General features: G+C 63.3%; 5 protein-coding genes. All 5 read left to right on the top strand.

Annotated features, from left to right (window positions below; genetic code table 11):
• Nucleotides 1–141 precede the first annotated feature (141 nt).
• The 5 genes from CLU95_RS31410 (at nt 142) to CLU95_RS22290 (ending at nt 20,951) form a co-directional block, all read left to right on the top strand.
• The gene (locus tag CLU95_RS31410; protein WP_257214697.1) at nt 142–357 is read left to right on the top strand and encodes a hypothetical protein; all 216 of its coding nucleotides are present in this window, start codon (nt 142–144) and stop codon (nt 355–357) included.
• Between the two features lie 84 nt (nt 358–441).
• Nucleotides 442–17,124, top strand: coding sequence for a hypothetical protein (locus CLU95_RS31405; RefSeq protein ID WP_143606037.1), 16,683 nt, complete (start codon nt 442–444; stop codon nt 17,122–17,124).
• Nucleotides 17,125–18,491: 1,367 nt separating this feature from the next.
• On the top strand, nt 18,492–18,932 hold the full coding sequence (locus CLU95_RS22300; protein ID WP_099795604.1) for a DUF4019 domain-containing protein: 441 nt from the start codon (nt 18,492–18,494) through the stop codon (nt 18,930–18,932).
• Nucleotides 18,929–20,071 (top strand): DUF2827 domain-containing protein, encoded by a 1,143-nt coding sequence (locus CLU95_RS22295; protein ID WP_099795603.1) that lies wholly within the window; start codon nt 18,929–18,931, stop codon nt 20,069–20,071. The genes CLU95_RS22300 and CLU95_RS22295 overlap by 4 nt, the downstream gene beginning before the upstream one ends.
• A 19-nt stretch (nt 20,072–20,090) precedes the next feature.
• Nucleotides 20,091–20,951 carry a hypothetical protein gene (locus tag CLU95_RS22290; protein ID WP_099795602.1) on the top strand — a complete coding sequence of 287 codons (861 nt, stop codon included), beginning with the start codon at nt 20,091–20,093 and terminating at the stop codon, nt 20,949–20,951.
• Nucleotides 20,952–20,975: the final 24 nt, after the last annotated feature.

Genomic DNA, 20,975 nt, shown 5'->3' with positions numbered 1-20,975 from the left:
TGCTTTTGCACCTGCTGCAGCTGGCCCAGGTTGACCGCATCGCCTGGCAGCACGCCTGGCGCCACGTTGCTGATGCGCGTGCCGCCTGCCGCTTCGCCGGCGCCCAGCGTGATCTGGTTGTAGTTCACCGACCCGTCGGGGTTGGTGGCGTACTGCACGCTGCTGGCCTTCGACGCCGCCGAGGCCGCCTTCAGCTGCGCCACGTTGGTCGCGTCGCTGTCGGCCGTACCGGCTGCCACCCCAGTGATCTGGCGGAACTGGCCGCTGGCTGCATCGCCCACCGACACAGCGCCCTGCGTGCCGGTCGTGGCCCGGATGGCCGCGGCCTGCTCCGCGTTCGCGCTGCCCGGCACGTAGCCGGCCACGCCCGCCGCCGTCGAGGCCACCGAGTTCGCACCCAATGCCACGCCGCCGGTCTGCTGCACCACCGCGCCCCAGCCGATGGCCGTGCCTTGCGCCACGTTCTGCGCCTTGCTCAGCGGCGTGCCGCCGGCATCGGCCTTGTCGCCCAGGGCCACACCGCCGCCGCCCGCACGGGAGTTGGCGCCGATCGCCTGCGAGCCCGTGGCCAGTGCCCCGGTGCCGATGGCGATGGCGTTCGTGCCCGTGGCCTGCGCCCCGAAGCCCACTGCCACCGCACCGTCGGCCGTGGCCTTCGCGCCGTTGCCGGCGGCGAAGGAGTTGGCGCCGCTGGCCTCGGAACGCGGCCCGATCGCCACCGCTTCCTGGCCGCTGGCCTTGGAGTCGGTGTTGGTCGAGTTGGCGTGGAAGTACTTCGTGCCCTTGTCGTTGATCGTGTTGACCGTCGTGCTCAGGCTGCTGATGCTGCTCGTGGCGGTGCTCAGGCCGGTCGACGTCGAGGTCGACAGGCTGGCGATGCCGCTGGCCGCGCCGCCCACGCTGGTGGACAGGCTGTCCAGGTTGCTGTTGGTGCTGCTCAGGCCGGTCGACAGGCTGTTGACGTTGCTGTTGGTCGTGCTCAGGCCCGTGGACAGGCTGCTCACGTTGCTGTTCGTCGTGCTCAGGCCGGTCGACAGACTGCTGACGTTGCTGTTCGTCGTGCTCAAGCCCGACGACAGGCTGCCCACGTTGCTGTTCGTCGTGCTCAGCCCGGTCGACAGGCTGTCGACGCTGCTGTTCACCGTGCTCAGACCCGTGGACACCGAGCTGGACAGGCTGTTGACGCTGCTCGTGACCGTGCTCAGGCCGGTCGACGTGGAGGTCGAAAGGCTGTTCAGGTTGCTGTTCGTCGTGCTCAGGCCCGAAGACAGGCTGCCGACGTTGCTGTTGGTCGTGCTCAGGCCGGACGACAGGCTGCCGATGCCGCTGTTGGCGGTGCTCAGGCCGGTCGACAGGCTGCCGATACCGCTGTTGGCGGTGCTCAGGCCCGACGACAGGCTGCCGATGCCGCTGTTCGCAGTGCTCAGGCCGGTCGAGGTCGAGGACGACAGGCTGCCCAGGTTGCTGTTCGTCGTGCTCAGGCCCGTCGACAGGCTGAAGATGCCGCTGTTGGCGGTGCTCAGTCCCGACGAGAACGAGGTGGACAGACTGTTGACGTTGCTGTTCGTCGTGCTCAGGCCTGTCGACAGGCTGTCGATGCTGCTGGTGGCGGTGCTCAGGCCCGACGAGGTCGAGGTCGAGAGGCTGTCGACGTTGCTGTTCGTGGTGCTGAGGCCGGTGGACAGGCTGTCGATGCTGCTCGTGGCGGTGCTGAGGCCGGACGACGTGGAGGTCGAGAGGCTGCCGACGTTGCTGTTGGTGGTGCTCAGGCCGGTCGACAGGCTGGAGATGCCGCTGGTGGCGGTGCTCAGGCCAGTGGACAGGCTCGAGATGCCGCTGGTGGCGGTGCTCAAACCGGTCGACAAGCTGCCGATGCTGCTCGTGGTGGTGCTGAGGCCGCTCGACGTGGACGTCGAGAGGCTGCTCACGTTGCTGTTCGTGGTGCTCAGGCCTGTGGACAGGCTGGAGATGCCACTGGTCGCAGTGCTCAGACCAGTCGACAAGCTGTCAATGCTGCTGGTAGCCGTGCTCAAGCCACTCGACGTCGAAGTCGACAGGCTGCTCACATTGCTGTTCGTGGTGCTCAAACCGGTGGACAGACTGGAGATGCCGCTGGTCGCAGTGCTCAGACCCGTCGACAGGCTGTCGATGCTGCTCGTGGCCGTGCTCAGACCGGACGACGTCGAGGTCGACAGGCTGCTGACATTGCTGTTCGTCGTGCTCAGGCCTGTGGACAGGCTGGAGATGCCGCTCGTGGCAGTGCTCAGACCGCTCGACGTGGAGGTCGACAGGCTGCTCACGTTGCTGTTCGTCGTGCTCAGGCCCGTGGACAGGCTGGAGATGCCGCTGGTCGCAGTGCTCAGACCAGTCGACAAGCTGTCAATGCTGCTGGTAGCCGTGCTCAAGCCACTCGACGTCGAAGTCGACAGGCTGCTCACATTGCTGTTCGTGGTGCTCAAGCCAGTGGACAGGCTCGAGATGCCGCTGGTTGCGGTGCTGAGACCCGTCGACAGGCTGTCGATGCTGCTCGTGGCCGTGCTCAGACCGCTCGACGTCGAGGTCGACAGGCTGCTGACGTTGCTGTTCGTCGTGCTCAGGCCCGTAGACAGGCTCGAGATGCCACTGGTCGCCGTGCTCAGGCCGCTCGACGTCGAAGTCGACAGGCTGCTGACGTTGCTGTTGGTCGTGCTCAGACCGGTCGACAGACTGGAGATGCCGCTGGTTGCGGTGCTCAGACCAGTCGACAAGCTGTCGATGCTGCTCGTGGCCGTGCTCAAGCCACTCGACGTCGAAGTCGACAGGCTGCTCACATTGCTGTTCGTGGTGCTCAAGCCAGTGGACAGGCTCGAGATGCCGCTGGTTGCGGTGCTGAGACCCGTCGACAGGCTGTCGATGCTGCTCGTGGCCGTGCTCAGACCGCTCGACGTCGAGGTCGACAGGCTGCTGACGTTGCTGTTCGTCGTGCTCAGGCCCGTAGACAGGCTCGAGATGCCACTGGTCGCCGTGCTCAGGCCGCTCGACGTCGAAGTCGACAGGCTGCTGACGTTGCTGTTGGTCGTGCTCAGACCGGTCGACAGACTGGAGATGCCGCTGGTTGCGGTGCTCAAACCAGTCGACAAGCTGTCGATGCTGCTCGTGGCCGTGCTCAGGCCACTCGACGTGGACGTCGACAGACTGCTGACGTTGCTGTTGGTGGTGCTCAAGCCAGTGGACAGGCTCGAGATGCCACTGGTCGCCGTGCTCAGACCGGACGACGTCGAGGTCGAGAGGCTGCTGACGTTGCTGTTCGTCGTGCTCAGGCCCGTGGACAGGCTGGAGATACCACTGGTTGCCGTGCTCAAGCCAGTCGACAAGCTGTCGATGCTGCTCGTAGCAGTGCTCAGACCGCTCGACGTGGAGGTCGAAAGGCTGCTGACGTTGCTGTTCGTCGTGCTCAGGCCGGTGGACAGGCTGGAGATACCGCTGGTTGCCGTGCTCAAGCCAGTCGACAGGCTGTCGATGCTGCTCGTGGCCGTGCTCAGGCCGCTCGACGTGGACGTCGACAGACTGCTGACGTTGCTGTTGGTGGTGCTCAGACTTGTGGACAGACTGGAGATGCCGCTGGTCGCCGTGCTCAAGCCGCTCGACGTGGACGTCGACAGGCTGCTCACATTGCTGTTGGTCGTGCTCAGACCCGTCGAGAGGCTGTCAATGCCGCTGGTAGCCGTACTCAGGCCAGACGACGTGGACGTCGACAGGCTGCTGACGTTGCTGTTCGTCGTGCTCAAGCCCGTCGACAGACTGTCGATACCGCTGGCAGCCGTGCTCAGACCCGACGAAGTGGAAGTCGAGAGACTGCTCACGTTGCTGTTCGTGGTGCTCAAACCAGACGAAACGGACGTCGACAAGCTGCTGATGCTGCTCGTGGCGGTGCTCAGACCGCTCGACGTGGAGGTCGACAGGCTGCTCACATTGCTGTTCGTGGTGCTCAGACCCGTCGAGAGGCTGTCAATGCTGCTGGTCGCAGTGCTCAAGCCCGACGACGTGGAAGTCGAGAGGCTGTCGACACGGCTGTTGGTGGTGCTCAGACCCGACGATGTCGAGGTCGACAAGCTGCCCACATTGCTGTTCGTGGTGCTCAGGCCAGTCGACAGGCTGTCGATGCTGCTGGTCGCCGTGCTCAGGCCGGACGACGTCGAGGTCGACAGGCTGCTCACGTTGCTGTTCGTTGTGCTCAGGCCCGTGGACAGACTGGAGATGCCGCTGGTCGTCGTGCTGAGCCCCGTCGACAGGCTGTCGATGCCGCTCGTGGCAGTGCTCAAGCCCGACGACGTCGAAGTCGACAAGCTGCTGACATTGCTGTTCGTGGTGCTCAGGCCCGAGGACAGGCTGGAGATGCCACTGGTCGCAGTGCTCAGACCCGTCGACAAGCTGTCGATGCTGCTCGTCGCCGTGCTCAGGCCACTCGACGTGGACGTCGACAGACTGCTGACGTTGCTGTTGGTGGTGCTCAGACCTGTGGACAGACTGGAGATGCCGCTGGTCGTCGTGCTGAGCCCCGTCGACAGGCTGTCGATGCTGCTCGTGGCCGTGCTCAGACCAGACGACGTGGACGTCGACAGGCTGCTCACGTTGCTGTTCGTTGTGCTCAGGCCCGTGGACAGACTGGAGATGCCGCTGGTCGTCGTGCTGAGCCCCGTCGACAGGCTGTCGATGCCGCTCGTGGCCGTGCTCAGACCGGACGACGTCGAGGTCGACAGGCTGCTGACGTTGCTGTTGGTGGTGCTCAGACCTGTGGACAGACTGGAGATGCCGCTGGTCGCCGTGCTCAGGCCCGTCGACAGGCTGCCGATGCTGCTCGTGGCAGTGCTCAAGCCCGACGACGTCGAGGTCGACAAGCTGCTGACATTGCTGTTCGTGGTGCTCAGGCCCGAGGACAGGCTGGAGATGCCACTGGTCGCAGTGCTCAGACCCGTCGACAAGCTGTCGATGCTGCTCGTCGCCGTGCTCAGGCCACTCGACGTGGACGTCGACAGACTGCTGACGTTGCTGTTGGTGGTGCTCAGACCTGTGGACAGACTGGAGATGCCGCTGGTCGCTGTGCTCAAGCCGGTCGACAGACTGTCGATGCTGCTCGTAGCCGTGCTCAGGCCGCTCGACGTGGACGTCGACAAGCTGCTCACATTGCTGTTCGTCGTGCTCAGACCGGTCGACAGACTGGAGATGCCGCTGGTCGCAGTGCTGAGCCCCGTCGACAAGCTGTCAATGCTGCTCGTGGCGGTGCTCAAACCAGACGACGTGGACGTCGACAGGCTGCTGACGTTGCTGTTGGTGGTGCTCAGGCCGGCCGACAGGCTGTCGATGCTGCTCGTAGCAGTGCTCAGACCGCTCGACGTGGAGGTCGACAGGCTGCTGACGTTGCTGTTCGTCGTGCTCAGGCCGGACGAGACCGATGTCGACAGACTGCCGATGCTGCTCGTGGCCGTGCTCAGGCCAGACGATGTCGAGGTCGAGAGGCTGTCCAGGTTGCTGTTGGTCGTGCTCAGGCCGGTCGACAGGCTGTTGATGCCGCTCGTGGCCGTGCTCAGACCGGACGAGGTCGAGGTCGACAAGCTGCTCACATTGCTGTTCGTCGTGCTCAGACCCGTCGAGAGGCTGTCAATGCCGCTGGTAGCCGTACTTAGGCCAGACGACGTGGACGTCGACAGGCTGCTGACGTTGCTGTTCGTTGTGCTCAGGCCCGTCGACAAGCTCTCAATGCTGCTGGTAGCGGTGCTCAGGCCGCTCGACGTCGAGGTCGACAGGCTACTCACGTTGCTGTTCGCGGTGCTCAGACCGGACGAAACAGACGTCGACAGGCTGCCGATGCTGCTCGTGGCAGTGCTCAACCCAGACGACGTCGAAGTCGACAAGCTGCTCACGTTGCTATTCGTGGTGCTCAGGCCAGTCGACAGACTGTCGATACCGCTGGTAGCCGTACTGAGACCCGACGACGTCGAGGTCGACAGGCTGCTCACGTTGCTGTTCGTTGTGCTCAGACCGGACGAAACAGACGTCGACAGGCTGCCGATGCTGCTCGTGGCGGTGCTCAACCCAGACGACGTCGAAGTCGACAAGCTGCTCACGTTGCTGTTCGTCGTGCTCAGGCCAGTCGACAGGCTGTCGATGCTGCTAGTCGCCGTACTGAGACCCGACGACGTCGAGGTCGACAGGCTGCTCACGTTGCTGTTCGTTGTGCTCAGGCCTGTGGACAGGCTCGAGATGCCGCTGGTGGCGGTGCTCAGGCCCGTCGACAGGCTCGAGATGCCGCTCGTTGCCGTGCTGAGACCCGACGACGTGGAGGTCGACAGACTGTTGACGTTGCTGTTGGTCGTGCTCAGACCGGTCGACAGACTGGAGATGCCGCTGGTAGCAGTGCTGAGACCCGTCGACAGGCTGTCGATGCCGCTCGTAGCAGTGCTCAGTCCGGACGACGTGGAGGTCGACAGGCTGCTGACATTGCTGTTCGTCGTGCTCAGGCCCGTGGACAGGCTGGAGATGCCGCTGGTAGCAGTGCTCAGACCGCTCGACGTGGAGGTCGACAGGCTGCTCACATTGCTGTTGGTGGTGCTCAAGCCGGTGGACAGACTGGAGATGCCGCTGGTTGCGGTGCTGAGCCCCGTCGACAAGCTGTCAATGCTGCTCGTAGCAGTGCTCAGACCGCTCGACGTGGAGGTCGAAAGGCTGCTCACGTTGCTGTTCGTCGTGCTCAAGCCCGTCGACAGACTGTCGATACCGCTGGCAGCCGTGCTCAGACCGGACGACGTGGAAGTCGAGAGACTGCTCACGTTGCTGTTCGTCGTGCTCAGGCCAGACGAGACGGATGTCGACAGGCTGCCGATGCTGCTCGTGGCAGTGCTCAGACCGGACGAGGTCGAGGTCGACAAGCTGCTCACATTGCTGTTCGTCGTGCTCAGACCCGTCGAAAGGCTGTCAATGCTGCTGGCAGCCGTGCTGAGGCCCGACGACGTAGACGTCGACAGGCTGCTCACGTTGCTGTTCGTCGTACTCAGCCCCGTCGACAGACTGTCGATACCACTGGCAGCCGTGCTCAGACCCGACGACGTGGAGGTCGAGAGGCTGCTGACATTGCTATTCGTCGTGCTCAGGCCGGACGAGACAGATGTCGACAGACTGCCGATGCTGCTCGTGGCCGTGCTCAGGCCAGACGATGTCGAGGTCGAGAGGCTGTCCAGGTTGCTGTTGGTCGTGCTCAGGCCGGTCGAGAGGCTGTCAATGCCGCTGGTAGCCGTACTCAGGCCAGACGACGTGGACGTCGACAGGCTGCTGACGTTGCTGTTCGTGGTGCTCAAACCAGACGAAACGGACGTCGACAAGCTGCTGATGCTGCTCGTGGCGGTGCTCAGGCCGCTCGACGTGGAGGTCGACAGGCTGCTCACGTTGCTGTTCGTGGTGCTCAGACCCGTCGAGAGGCTGTCAATGCTGCTGGTCGCAGTGCTCAAGCCCGACGACGTGGAAGTCGAGAGGCTGTCGACACGGCTGTTGGTGGTGCTCAGACCCGACGATGTCGATGTCGACAAGCTGCTCACGTTGCTGTTCGTCGTGCTCAGACCCGTCGAGAGGCTGTCAATGCCGCTGGTAGCCGTGCTGAGGCCAGACGACGTAGACGTCGACAGGCTATCAACGCGGCTGTTGGTCGTACTCAAACCACTCGACGTGGACGTCGAAAGGCTGCTCACGTTGCTGTTCGTCGTGCTCAAGCCCGTCGACAGACTGTCGATACCGCTGGCAGCCGTGCTCAGACCCGACGACGTGGAAGTCGAGAGACTGCTCACGTTGCTGTTCGTTGTGCTCAAACCAGACGAAACGGACGTCGACAAGCTGCCAATGCTGCTCGTGGCGGTGCTCAGGCCGCTCGACGTCGAGGTCGACAGGCTGCTCACGTTGCTGTTCGTGGTGCTCAGACCCGTCGACAGACTCTCAATGCTGCTGGTGGCCGTGCTCAAGCCAGACGACGTCGAAGTCGACAGACTGCTCACGTTGCTGTTCGTGGTGCTCAGCCCAGACGAGACAGACGTCGACAAGCTGCCAATGCTGCTCGTGGCCGTGCTCAGGCCGGACGACGTCGAGGTCGACAGGCTGCTCACGTTGCTGTTCGTGGTGCTCAGGCCCGTCGACAAGCTCTCAATGCTGCTGGTGGCCGTGCTCAAGCCAGACGATGTCGAAGTCGACAGACTGCTCACGTTGCTATTCGTCGTGCTCAAACCAGACGAAACGGACGTCGACAGGCTATCAATGCTGCTGGTAGCGGTGCTCAGGCCGCTCGACGTCGAGGTCGACAGGCTGCTCACGTTGCTGTTCGTGGTGCTCAGACCCGTCGACAGGCTATCGATGCTGCTCGTGGCCGTACTCAGACCACTCGACGTCGAAGTCGAAAGGCTGCTCACGTTGCTGTTCGTCGTGCTCAAGCCCGTCGACAGACTGTCGATACCACTGGCAGCCGTGCTCAGACCCGAGGACGTGGAAGTCGAGAGACTGCTCACGTTGCTGTTCGTCGTGCTCAGGCCAGACGACACCGATGTCGACAGACTGCTCACATTGCTGTTCGTAGTGCTCAGACCAGACGAAACGGACGTCGACAAGCTGCCAATGCTGCTCGTGGCCGTGCTCAGGCCGGACGACGTCGAGGTCGACAGGCTACCGATGCTGCTCGCAGCTGTGCTCAGCCCACTCGAAGTGGACGTCGAAAGGCTGTCCAGGTTGCTGTTGGCCGTGCTCAGACCGGACGAGGTCGAGGTCGACAAGCTGCTCACATTGCTGTTCGTCGTGCTCAGGCCGGTGGACAGGCTATCGATGCTGCTGGTGGCCGTGCTCAACCCGGACGACGTCGAGGTCGAGAGGCTGCTGACGTTGCTATTCGTGGTGCTCAGATCCGTCGAGAGGCCGTCGATACGGCTATTGGTCGTGCTCAGGCCAGACGACGTCGAGGTCGACAGGCTACTCACGTTGCTGTTCGTGGTGCTCAGACCGGACGAAACAGACGTCGACAGGCTGCCGATGCTGCTGGTCGCCGTACTCAACCCGCTCGATGTGGAAGTCGAGAGGCTGTCCAGGTTGCTGTTCGTCGTGCTCAGGCCGGACGACACCGATGTCGACAGACTGCTCACATTGCTGTTCGTAGTGCTCAGACCAGACGAAACAGACGTCGACAGGCTGCCGATGCTGCTCGTGGCAGTGCTCAACCCAGACGACGTCGAAGTCGACAAGCTGCTGACGTTGCTGTTCGTGGTGCTCAGGCCCGTCGAGAGGCTGTCAATGCTGCTGGTAGCCGTACTCAGGCCAGACGACGTGGACGTCGACAGGCTGCTGACGTTGCTGTTCGTCGTGCTCAGGCCGGACGAGACAGATGTCGACAGACTGCCGATGCTGCTCGTGGCTGTGCTCAGACCCGACGACGTCGAGGTCGACAGACTGCTGACGTTGCTGTTCGTGGTGCTCAGCCCAGACGAGACAGACGTCGACAGGCTGCCGATGCTGCTGGTCGCCGTACTCAACCCGCTCGATGTGGAAGTCGAGAGGCTGCTGACGTTGCTATTCGTCGTGCTCAGACCAGACGAAACGGACGTCGACAAGCTGCCAATGCTGCTCGTGGCGGTGCTCAGGCCGGATGACGTCGAGGTCGAAAGGCTGCTGACGTTGCTGTTCGTCGTGCTCAGCCCAGACGAGACAGAGGTCGACAGGCTGCCGATGCTGCTGGCGGCGGTGCTGAGACCCGACGACGTCGACGTCGAGAGGCTGTCCAGGTTGCTGTTCGTGGTGCTGAGGCCGGACGACACGGACGTCGACAAGCTGCCGATGCTGCTCGTGGCCGTGCTCAAGCCCGACGACGTCGACGTCGACAGACTGCTCACATTGCTGTTCGTGGTGCTCAAGCCCGTCGACAGACTATCGATGCTGCTGGTCGCTGTACTCAACCCGCTCGATGTGGAAGTCGAGAGGCTGCTCACATTGCTGTTCGTCGTACTCAGGCCAGACGAAACGGATGTCGACAAGCTGCCGATGCTGCTCGTGGCCGTGCTCAAGCCCGACGACGTCGACGTCGACAGACTGCTCACATTGCTGTTCGTGGTGCTCAAGCCCGTCGACAGACTATCGATGCTGCTGGTCGCTGTACTCAACCCGCTCGATGTGGAAGTCGAGAGGCTGCTCACATTGCTGTTCGTCGTACTCAGGCCAGACGAAACGGATGTCGACAAGCTGCCGATGCTGCTCGTGGCGGTGCTCAGGCCGGACGACGTCGAGGTCGACAGGCTGCTGACGTTGCTGTTCGTCGTGCTCAGACCCGTCGAGAGGCTGTCGATGCTGCTGGTCGCAGTGCTCAAGCCAGACGACGTCGAGGTCGAGAGGCTGCTGACGTTGCTGTTCGTCGTGCTCAGGCCAGAAGAGACGGATGTCGACAGGCTGCCGATACTGCTCGTGGCAGTGCTCAAGCCAGACGACGTCGAGGTCGAGAGACTGCTGACATTGCTGTTCGTCGTGCTCAGCCCAGACGAGACAGAAGTCGACAGGCTGCCGATGCTGCTGGCGGCGGTGCTGAGACCCGACGACGTAGACGTCGAGAGGCTGTCCAGGTTGCTGTTCGTGGTGCTCAGACCGGACGAAACAGACGTCGACAGGCTGCCGATGCTGCTCGTGGCTGTGCTCAACCCAGACGACGTCGAAGTCGACAAGCTGCTGACGTTGCTGTTCGTGGTGCTCAGACCCGTCGACAGACTGTCGATGCTGCTCGTGGCCGTGCTCAGGCCGCTCGACGTCGAAGTCGACAGGCTGCTCACGTTGCTGTTCGTCGTGCTCAGGCCGGACGAGACCGATGTCGACAGACTGCCGATGCTGCTCGTGGCCGTGCTCAGGCCAGACGATGTCGAGGTCGAGAGGCTGTCCAGGTTGCTGTTGGTCGTGCTCAGGCCGGTCGACAGGCTGTTGATGCCGCTCGTGGCCGTGCTCAGGCCGGATGACGTCGAGGTCGACAGGCTGCTGACGTTGCTGTTCGTCGTACTCAAGCCCGTCGACAGACTGTCGATACCGCTGGCAGCCGTGCTCAGACCCGAGGACGTGGAAGTCGACAGGCTGCTCACGTTGCTGTTCGTCGTGCTCAGACCCGTCGACAGGCTGTCAATGCTGCTCGTGGCCGTGCTCAGGCCGGACGACGTCGAGGTCGAGAGGCTGTTGACGTTGCTGTTGGTCGTGCTCAGGCCAGACGAGACGGACGTCGACAGGCTGCCGATGCTGCTCGCAGCTGTGCTCAGCCCACTCGACGTGGACGTCGAAAGGCTGTCCAGGTTGCTGTTGGTCGTGCTCAGGCCGGTGGACAGGCTATCGATGCTGCTGGTGGCCGTGCTCAACCCGGACGACGTCGAGGTCGACAGGCTGCTGACGTTGCTGTTCGTCGTACTCAGGCCCGTTGAGAGACTATCGATGCTGCTCGTGGCAGTGCTCAGTCCGGACGACGTCGAGGTCGACAGGCTGCTCACATTGCTGTTCGTCGTGCTCAGCCCAGACGAGACAGAAGTCGACAGGCTGCCGATGCTGCTGGCGGCGGTGCTGAGACCCGACGACGTAGACGTCGAGAGGCGGTCCAGGTTGCTGTTCGTGGTGCTCAGACCGGACGAAACAGACGTCGACAGGCTGCCGATGCTGCTCGTGGCAGTGCTCAACCCAGACGACGTCGAAGTCGACAAACTGCTGACGTTGCTGTTCGTCGTGCTCAGGCCAGTCGACAGGCTGTCGATGCTGCTGGTCGCCGTACTGAGACCCGACGACGTCGAGGTCGACAGGCTGCTCACGTTGCTGTTCGTGGTGCTCAGACCGGACGAAACGGATGTCGACAGGCTGTTGATGCTGCTGGTGGCCGTGCTCAACCCGGACGACGTCGAGGTCGAGAGGCTGCTGACATTGCTGTTCGTCGTGCTCAGGCCAGACGAGACAGATGTCGACAGACTGCCGATGCTGCTCGTGGCGGTGCTCAGGCCAGACGACGTCGAGGTCGACAGACTGCTGACGTTGCTGTTCGTGGTGCTCAGACCCGACGACGTGGAAGTCGAGAGGCTGTCGACACGGCTGTTGGTGGTGCTCAGACCCGACGATGTCGAGGTCGACAAGCTTCCCACATTGCTGTTCGTGGTGCTCAGGCCAGTCGACAGGCTGTCGATGCTGCTGGTCGCCGTACTGAGACCCGACGACGTCGAGGTCGACAAGCTGCTCACATTGCTGTTCGTGGTGCTCAGACCCGTCGAGAGGCTGTCAATGCCGCTGGTAGCCGTGCTGAGGCCAGACGACGTAGACGTCGACAGGCTATCAACGCGGCTGTTGGTCGTGCTCAGGCCAGACGAAACGGATGTCGACAGGCTGCCGATGCTGCTCGTGGCAGTGCTCAAGCCAGACGACGTCGAGGTCGACAAGCTGCTCACATTGCTGTTCGTCGTGCTCAGACCCGTCGACAGACTCTCAATGCTGCTGGTGGCCGTGCTCAAGCCAGACGACGTCGAAGTCGACAGACTGCTCACGTTGCTGTTCGTGGTGCTCAGCCCAGACGAGACAGACGTCGACAAGCTGCCGATGCTGCTCGTGGCGGTGCTCAGGCCCGACGACGTCGATGTCGACAAGCTGCTCACGTTGCTGTTCGTGGTGCTCAGCCCAGACGAGACAGACGTCGACAAGCTGCCAATGCTGCTCGTGGCGGTGCTCAGGCCCGACGACGTCGATGTCGACAAGCTGCTCACGTTGCTGTTCGTCGTGCTCAGACCCGTCGAGAGGCTGTCAATGCCGCTGGTAGCCGTACTCAGGCCAGACGACGTGGACGTCGACAGGCTGCTGACGTTGCTGTTCGTCGTGCTCAAGCCCGTCGACAGACTGTCGATGCTGCTCGTGGCCGTGCTCAGACCACTCGACGTCGAAGTCGACAGGCTGCTCACGCTGCTGTTTGTCGTGCTCAGGCCGGTGGACAGGCTATCGATGCTGCTGGTGGCCGTGCTCAAGCCAGACGACGTCGAGGTCGAGAGGCTGCTGACATTGCTGTTCGTCGTACTAAGGCCAGACGACACCGATGTCGACAGGCTTCCGATGCTGCTCGTGGCCGTACTCAGGCCCGACGACGTCGATGTCGACAAGCTGCTCACGTTGCTGTTCGTGGTGCTCAGGCCCGTCGACAGGCTGTCGACGCGGCTGTTTGTCGTGCTCAACCCACTCGACGTCGAAGTCGACAGACTGCTCACATTGCTGTTCGCCGTGCTCAGGCCGGACGAGACAGACGTCGACAGGCTTCCGATGCTGCTGGTAGCAGTGCTGAGACCCGACGACGTAGACGTCGACAGGCTGCTGATGCTGCTGGTAGCCGTGCTCAAGCCAGACGACGTCGAGGTCGACAAGCTGCTCACGTTGCTGTTCGTGGTGCTCAGGCCAGACGAAACGGATGTCGACAGGCTTCCAATGCTGCTCGTGGCAGTGCTCAACCCCGACGACATCGAAGTCGAGAGGCTGCTGACGTTGCTGTTCGTCGTGCTCAGACCCGAGGACACAGACGTCGACAAGCTGCCGATACTGCTTGCGGCTGTACTCAACCCGCTCGAAGTAGATGTCGAGAGGCTGTCCAGGCTGCTGTTGGTCGCACTCAGTCCCGTCGACAGGCTGGAGATCCCGCTCGTTGCGGAGCTCAGGCCAGTCGACAGGCTGCCGATGCTGCTGGTCGCTGTGCTCAGACCTGACGACGTCGAGGTCGACAGGCTGCTGACGTTGCTGTTCGTCGTGCTGAGACCCGTGGACAGGCTGGAGATGCTGCTCGTAGCCGTGCTCAGGCCCGAGGACGTCGACGTCGAAAGGCTGTCGACACGGCTATTGGCCGTGCTCAGACCGGACGACGTAGACGTCGACAAGCTGCCCACGTTGCTGTTCGTCGTGCTCAAGCCCGTCGACAGACTGTCGATACCGCTGGCAGCCGTGCTCAAGCCGCTCGACGTGGAGGTCGAAAGGCTGTCGACACGGCTATTGGCCGTGCTCAGACCGGACGACGTCGAAGTCGACAGGCTGCTGACGTTGCTGTTCGTGGTGCTGAGACCCGTCGACAGGCTGCTGATGCCGCTGGTGGCGGTGCTCAAGCCGCTCGATGTGGAGGTCGAAAGGCTATCGACGCGGCTGTTGGTCGTGCTCAGACCCGACGACGTCGAGGTCGACAGGCTGCTGACGTTGCTGTTCGTGGTGCTGAGACCCGTCGACAGGCTGCTGATGCCGCTGGTGGCGGTGCTCAAGCCGCTCGATGTGGAGGTCGAAAGGCTGTCGACACGGCTATTGGCCGTGCTCAGACCGGACGACGTAGACGTCGACAAGCTGCCCACGTTGCTGTTCGTCGTGCTGAGACCCGTCGACAGGCTGCTGATGCCGCTGGTGGCGGTGCTCAAGCCGCTCGATGTGGAGGTCGAAAGGCTATCGACGCGGCTGTTGGTCGTGCTCAGACCGGACGACGTAGACGTCGACAGGCTGCTGACGTTGCTGTTCGTGGTGCTGAGACCCGTCGACAGGCTGCTGATGCCGCTGGTGGCGGTGCTCAAGCCACTCGATGTGGAGGTCGAAAGGCTGTCGACACGGCTATTGGCCGTGCTCAGACCGGACGACGTAGACGTCGACAAGCTGCCCACGTTGCTGTTCGTGGTGCTGAGACCCGTCGACAGGCTGCTGATGCCGCTGGTGGCGGTGCTCAAGCCACTCGACGTGGAGGTCGAAAGGCTGTCGACGCGGCTGCTGGCCGTGCTCAGACCCGACGACGTAGACGTCGACAAGCTGCCCACGTTGCTGTTCGTGGTGCTGAGACCCGTCGACAGGCTGCTGATGCCGCTGGTGGCGGTGCTCAAGCCGCTCGATGTGGAGGTCGAAAGGCTATCGACACGGCTGTTGGCCGTGCTCAGACCGGACGACGTAGACGTCGACAAGCTGCCCACGTTGCTGTTCGTGGTGCTGAGACCCGTCGACAGGCTGCTGATGCCGCTGGTAGCCGTGCTCAAGCCCGAGGACGTCGACGTCGAAAGGCTGTCGACGCGGCTGTTGGCCGTGCTCAGACCCGACGACGTCGAGGTCGACAGGCTGCTGACGTTGCTGTTCGTGGTGCTGAGACCCGTCGACAGGCTGCTGATGCCGCTGGTGGCGGTGCTCAAGCCGCTCGATGTGGAGGTCGAAAGGCTATCGACGCGGCTGTTGGTCGTGCTCAGACCCGACGACGTCGAGGTCGACAGGCTGCTGACGTTGCTGTTCGTGGTGCTGAGACCCGTCGACAGGCTGCTGATGCCGCTGGTGGCGGTGCTCAAGCCGCTCGATGTGGAGGTCGAAAGGCTGTCGACCCGGCTGTTGGTCGTGCTCAGACCCGACGACGTCGAGGTCGACAGGCTGCTCACGTTGCTGTTCGTAGTGCTCAGACCCGTCGACAGGCTGGAGATGCTGCTCGTAGCCGTGCTAAGGCCCGAAGACGTCGAAGTCGAAAGGCTATCGATGCGACTGTTGGTCGTGCTCAGTCCGGACGAAGTCGACGTCGACAGGCTGCCGACGTTGCTGTTCGTCGTGCTGAGACCCGTCGACAGACTGGAGATACCGCTGGTGGCCGTGCTCAAGCCCGACGACGTGGAGGTCGAAAGACTGCTGACGTTGCTGTTCGTCGTGCTCAGACCAGTCGACGTCGAAGTCGACAGGCTGTTGATCCGGCTGCTTGCTGTGCTCAGACCCGACGACGTGGACGTCGACAGGCTGCCAACGTTGCTGTTGGTCGTGCTCAGGCCGGTCGACAGGCTGGAAATGCCACTGGCCGCCGTGCTCAGACCGCTTGAAGTCGACGTCGAGAGACTGTCGATGCGGCTGTTGCTGGTGCTCAGCCCGGACGACATGGAGGTCGACAGGCTGCCGACATTGCTGTTCGTGGTGCTCAGGCCCGTGGACAGACTCGAAATGCCGCTCGCAGCCGTGCTCAGGCCGCTCGACGTGGAGGTCGACAGGCTGCTGACATTGCTGTTGGTCGTGCTCAGGCCCGTGGACAGGCTGGAGATACCGCTGGTCGCAGTGCTCAGACCGGACGACGTCGAAGTCGACAGGCTGTCGATGCGGCTGTTGGTCGTGCTCAGGCCACTCGACGTGGAGGTCGAAAGACTGCTGACGTTGCTGTTCGTGGTGCTCAGGCCCGTGGACAGGCTCGAGATACCGCTGGTCGCCGTGCTCAAACCGGACGACGTCGAAGTCGACAGGCTGTCGACGCGGCTATTGGTCGTGCTCAGGCCACTCGACGTGGAGGTCGACAGGCTGCTCACATTGCTGTTCGTCGTGCTCAGCCCCGTGGACAGGCTGGAGATACCGCTGGTCGCTGTGCTCAGACCGGACGACGTCGAAGTCGACAGGCTGCTGACGTTGCTGTTGGTCGTGCTCAGGCCAGTTGACGTGGAGGTCGAAAGACTGCCGACGTTGCTGTTCGTGGTGCTCAGTCCCGTGGACAGGCTCGAGATGCTGCTCGTGGCCGTGCTCAAACCGGACGACGTCGACGTCGACAGGCTGTTGATGCGGCTGCTCGCGGTGCTCAGACCCGACGATGTAGATGTCGACAGGCTACCGACGTTGCTGTTCGTCGTGCTCAGGCCGGTCGACAGGCTGGAAATGCCGCTGGTCGCCGTGCTCAAACCACTCGACGTGGAAGTCGACAGGCTGTCCAGTTCGCTGTTCACAGTGCTCAAGCCAGTGGACAGACTGGAGATGCCACTCGTGGCCGTGCTCAGGCCCGACGACGTGGAGGTCGACAGGCTGCTGACATTGCTGTTCGTGGTGCTCAGGCCCGTGGACAGGCTCGCGATGCCGCTCGTCGCCGTGCTCAAACCGCTCGATGTGGACGTCGAGAGGCTGTTGACGCGACTGTTCGCCGTACTCAGACCCGTCGATGTCGACGTCGACAGGCTGCCGATGCTGCTGTTGGTCGTGCTCAGCGTCGAGTACAGCTGGCTGCCATTGATGGCATCCGTGCTGGTCGCAGTGATCCGTCCAGCCGCCACGTTGGTGATCTGCCGCTCGTTACCGGCCGAGCCCACACTGACCACGCCAATGGGCGCAGCGCCGGCGAAGCCCGAGTAGGTCACCGAGCCGATCGTCGCGCTGGACGTCGCAGTCGCAGTGTCAGCAATCGCGTTGGCACCGATAGCAACCGCGTTGGCCGAGATCGCCTGCGCGTTCAAGCCCAATGCCATTGCGCCAGCGACATTGGCCTTGGCCCCCGTACCCATGGCGAACGCGTCGGAGGCCGTGGCCTGGGCGTTGGCGCCCATCGCTACGGCGCCGGTCGTGCCTGTATTCGTCTTGGCGCCCGAGCCGAAAGCCAGGGAGTTGGTGCCGGCCGCGACCGCGGCACCGGTGGCGTCGCCGCCGAGCGCTACAGCCCCGGAACCCGTCGCCTGGGCCGCGGCACCGATGGCGACGGCATACGTATTGGTGGCGCGGGAGCCACCGGCTGCACCACCCAAGCCGCCGAACGCCACCGAGCCCGTACCGTTGGCCTGCGCACCAGAACCTACCGCAAGGGCGCCGGCGCCATTCGCCGAGGTGGCCGTCTCGTTGGCGTTACCTCCGATCGCAATCGCATTGGTCCCCGTCGCGTTGGCACGATCCCCGATGGCGATGCCCGAGGCCGATCCAGTGGCATTCGCACTCCATCCGATTGCGACAGCTGCGTTCTGCGGCGCGGAGGCGGCATATCCCAAGGCGATGCCACCGCTTGCCGCAGTCGCCGATTGCCCGATGGCAATGGCTGTGGAGCCCGCCGCACCTACCGCGTTTGCACTGCCGCCAATGGCGATAGCTGAGCCGCCATTGCCATTCGCGTTCGCACCTTGACCCAGCGCGACAGATCCGTTGCCAGACGAAAAAGCCCTGTCCGTGCCGCTGCTGCTGCCAATGGCTACCGACTCGCCAGTTGCAACGCCCCAATTGGTGGATGTCGTATTACCAGGTGGCGCATATTGAGCCAATGCACCGGCCCCGTAGCCCACCGCAGCCCCCGCCACTACCAGAGCTGCCACCTTCGCCACGCGCGATTTGCTTTTCTTTCCCCGCGCCGAAGTCAGTTCAGACGCCGCAACCCAGGCCCCCAGGGCTTCATTCCAGATACTTCGGTAAGACTTGTTCATATTCTTCGAGCTCGGTTCACAGAGGGCGGGCGCGCTATCAACGGCGGAGGAAGAGCAACGACCGCCCGTGGTCGCCGCCCCATGCAGGGCGTAGTTACCCTGACGTTCACAATGGACGCGGTAATGTACGCAGCCGTTTACATTTGCAGCCATTTCGGACTACCGGAAACCGTCAAATGATGATTTAGTTCACAAACTTTCACGATTGGCGACAAATTTGGTTCGAGGCGGATGCGGTGTGAAACGCTGGTTCAAACGCGCCGCCTAGAATCGCGGCCGCCGTTTGCCATAGCGGTTTTCTTCACAAAGGTTCTCCGAATGAAGGCGTTTTCCTTCCGTTTTCTGGCCGCATGTACGCTGGCCATCGCCAGTTCTTGCGCCTTGGCACAGGACGGCACTTCCGCCGACGAACTCATCCGGGCGGGCCTCAACAGCCTCAAACAGATCGATGAGGGTCGATCAGGTGAAATCTGGGACGACGCGTCGGCATTCGTGAAGACCCGGTTTCCAAGAGCCGACTTTGTGGCCAATACACAACGAGCGCGTCAGAACGTGGGCGTCGTGGCGAAACGCGACTGGGCGGGCGTCACACGGTTTCTCTACCCTGATGACAGCACCGGCATTCCCGCCGGCCTGTATGCCAACGTTGACTTCGCCACGCGCCTTGAGAACAACAAGACCGTCTTCGAAAAAGTTAGCTTCCGCCTCGAACCCCAAGGCTGGCGCCTGACCGGCTACATCCCCCGCGAAAACCAATGACCACCGCCTCGGGTGCCGGCCTGCGCATCGGCATCACGATCGGCCTTCACCACGAGGCCGAGACCCTCTGGAACAACGGGATCAAGCAGAACGCCGTGTTCTTGGCGGAGGCGCTGAAGCACTGCCCCAGCGTCGCCTCCGTGGTGCTGGTCAACACCACCGCCACCCCCATCACTTCCGCCCTGCCCTGGGACCGGGCCCGCTGGCCGACCGTGACTTTCGAGGCGGCCAAGGACAGCGTGGATGTGCTGATCGAGCTGGGCGGCCAGATCGACGCCGACCAGACCGAGCACCTGAAGCGCCGCGGCGCGCGGCTGGTGTCGTATTGCTGCGGCTTCGAGTACGTGCACGCGATGGAGTCGATGCTGTTCGGCAAGCCGCTGTGGGGGCGCAACCTGTTCATCAACCAGCGCTACGACGACATCTGGATGGTTCCGCAGGTGGCCCACATCAGCCAGCCGTACTTCGAGGTACTGCGCCGCGCCGAGGCGCGCGCCGTGCCCTTCGTCTGGAGCCCGGTGTTCCTCGAAGAACGCGCCCGAGCGCTGCCCGATGGCGGCGCCTACCAGCCGCGCAGCGGCCCGCGGCGGCTCAGCGTGATGGAGCCGAACATCAACGTGGTGAAGTTCTGCGTCTATCCCATCCTGATCGCCGAGCTGGCGTACCGCGCCCGGCCCGAGGCGATCGAACTGCTGCAGGTCACGAACGTGGAGCGCATGGCCAAGGACAGCATGGAGTTCATCACGCTGATGAACCAGCTCGACCTGGTGCGCCAGCACAAGGCGGTCTTCCTGGGCCGGCACGAAACCCCGGTGTTCCTGGCGCAGAACACCGACATCGTGGTCTCCCACCAGTGGGAGAACCCGCTCAACTACTTCTACCTCGAGACCTGCTGGCAAGGCTATCCGCTGGTACACAACGCGCACCTGTGCGCGGACCTGGGCTACTACTACGCAGAAAACGACGTGGCCGCAGGCAGTGCGCGTGTGATCGAGGCCATCGACGGGCACGACGCCCAGGCGCAGGCTTATCGCGAACGGCAGCGCGCGCTCATCGCGCGTTACCTGCCCGGCGATGCGGCGGCCACTCAGACCTACAACACGCTGCTGCAGGGTCTGATGCAGCGCCCTGCCCGCTAGACCCACGGAGCCCTCTCGCATGCTCGACCCGTCCGAACTCCGGCAGTTCTATCCCGTGATCGTGACACCGAGCCACGACGGCAAGTTCTTCCAGAACTACGTGGCGTCGCTGCTGAACTTCACCATCAGCGCCGAACGCGCCGGCATGAAGGTGCAAGTGCTGATGCACCAGGGCGAGAGCCTGGTCACGCGCGCGCGCAACAACTGCGTGGCCCAGTTCCTGGCCAACACGGAGTGGACCCACCTGTTCTGGATCGATGCGGACATCGGCTTCTCGGCCGATGCGGCGTTCCGGTTGCTGCTGTCGGGCTACGACATCGCCGCCGGCGTCTACCCACTGAAGCGCGAGAACTGGCCGCAAGATGGTGTGGCGGCAGGCACCACACAGCAGCAGTTCGAGGCCGCCTTCACGCGCTACACGGTCAATGCCACGGCGGAAGAAGGCGCGACGCAGATCGAGCTTGAGGTGCAGCCCGACGGCTTCATGAAGATGGCCGAGGCACCCACGGGCTTCATGGTGATCCGGCGCGGCGTATTCGAACGGCTCATGGCTGCCTACCCTGACCTGCAGTATGTGCCCGACAGCATCGGCGAGGCCGACCGCGGGCTGCACTACCGCTTCTTCGATGTGATGGTCGACCCGGTCACGCGGCGCTACCTGTCGGAAGACTACGGTTTCTGCCGGCTGTGGTCGGGCCTGGGCGAGTCGATCTACATCGATGTCAATTCGAACCTGACCCACCAGGGCGCCAAGCTGTACCGGGGGGACTTCGCGCAGTCGCTGCAGGCGTCGCTGCCCTACGCGGTCGGCGCTCCCGCTGGAATGACGATGGTGCTGAAGGGCCAGGAGCACCTCAAGTCCAACCCGCCGCACGGCTGACACCACCACCGAACGACCGCCCAT

It is taken from the genome of Variovorax sp. 54 (assembly GCF_002754375.1).
Taxonomy (GTDB): domain Bacteria; phylum Pseudomonadota; class Gammaproteobacteria; order Burkholderiales; family Burkholderiaceae_C; genus Variovorax.
The sequence above is the reverse complement of the archived record's forward strand: the minus strand, read 5'-3'. Positions and strand labels throughout refer to the sequence as shown.

Coding starts and splice junctions, on each gene's coding strand:
- CLU95_RS31405 (WP_143606037.1), top strand. CDS start 442: ATGGCCGTGCCTTGCGCCACGTTCTGCGCCTTGCTCAGCGGCGTGCCG.
- CLU95_RS22300 (WP_099795604.1), top strand. CDS start 18,492: ATGAAGGCGTTTTCCTTCCGTTTTCTGGCCGCATGTACGCTGGCCATC.
- CLU95_RS22295 (WP_099795603.1), top strand. CDS start 18,929: ATGACCACCGCCTCGGGTGCCGGCCTGCGCATCGGCATCACGATCGGC.
- CLU95_RS22290 (WP_099795602.1), top strand. CDS start 20,091: ATGCTCGACCCGTCCGAACTCCGGCAGTTCTATCCCGTGATCGTGACA.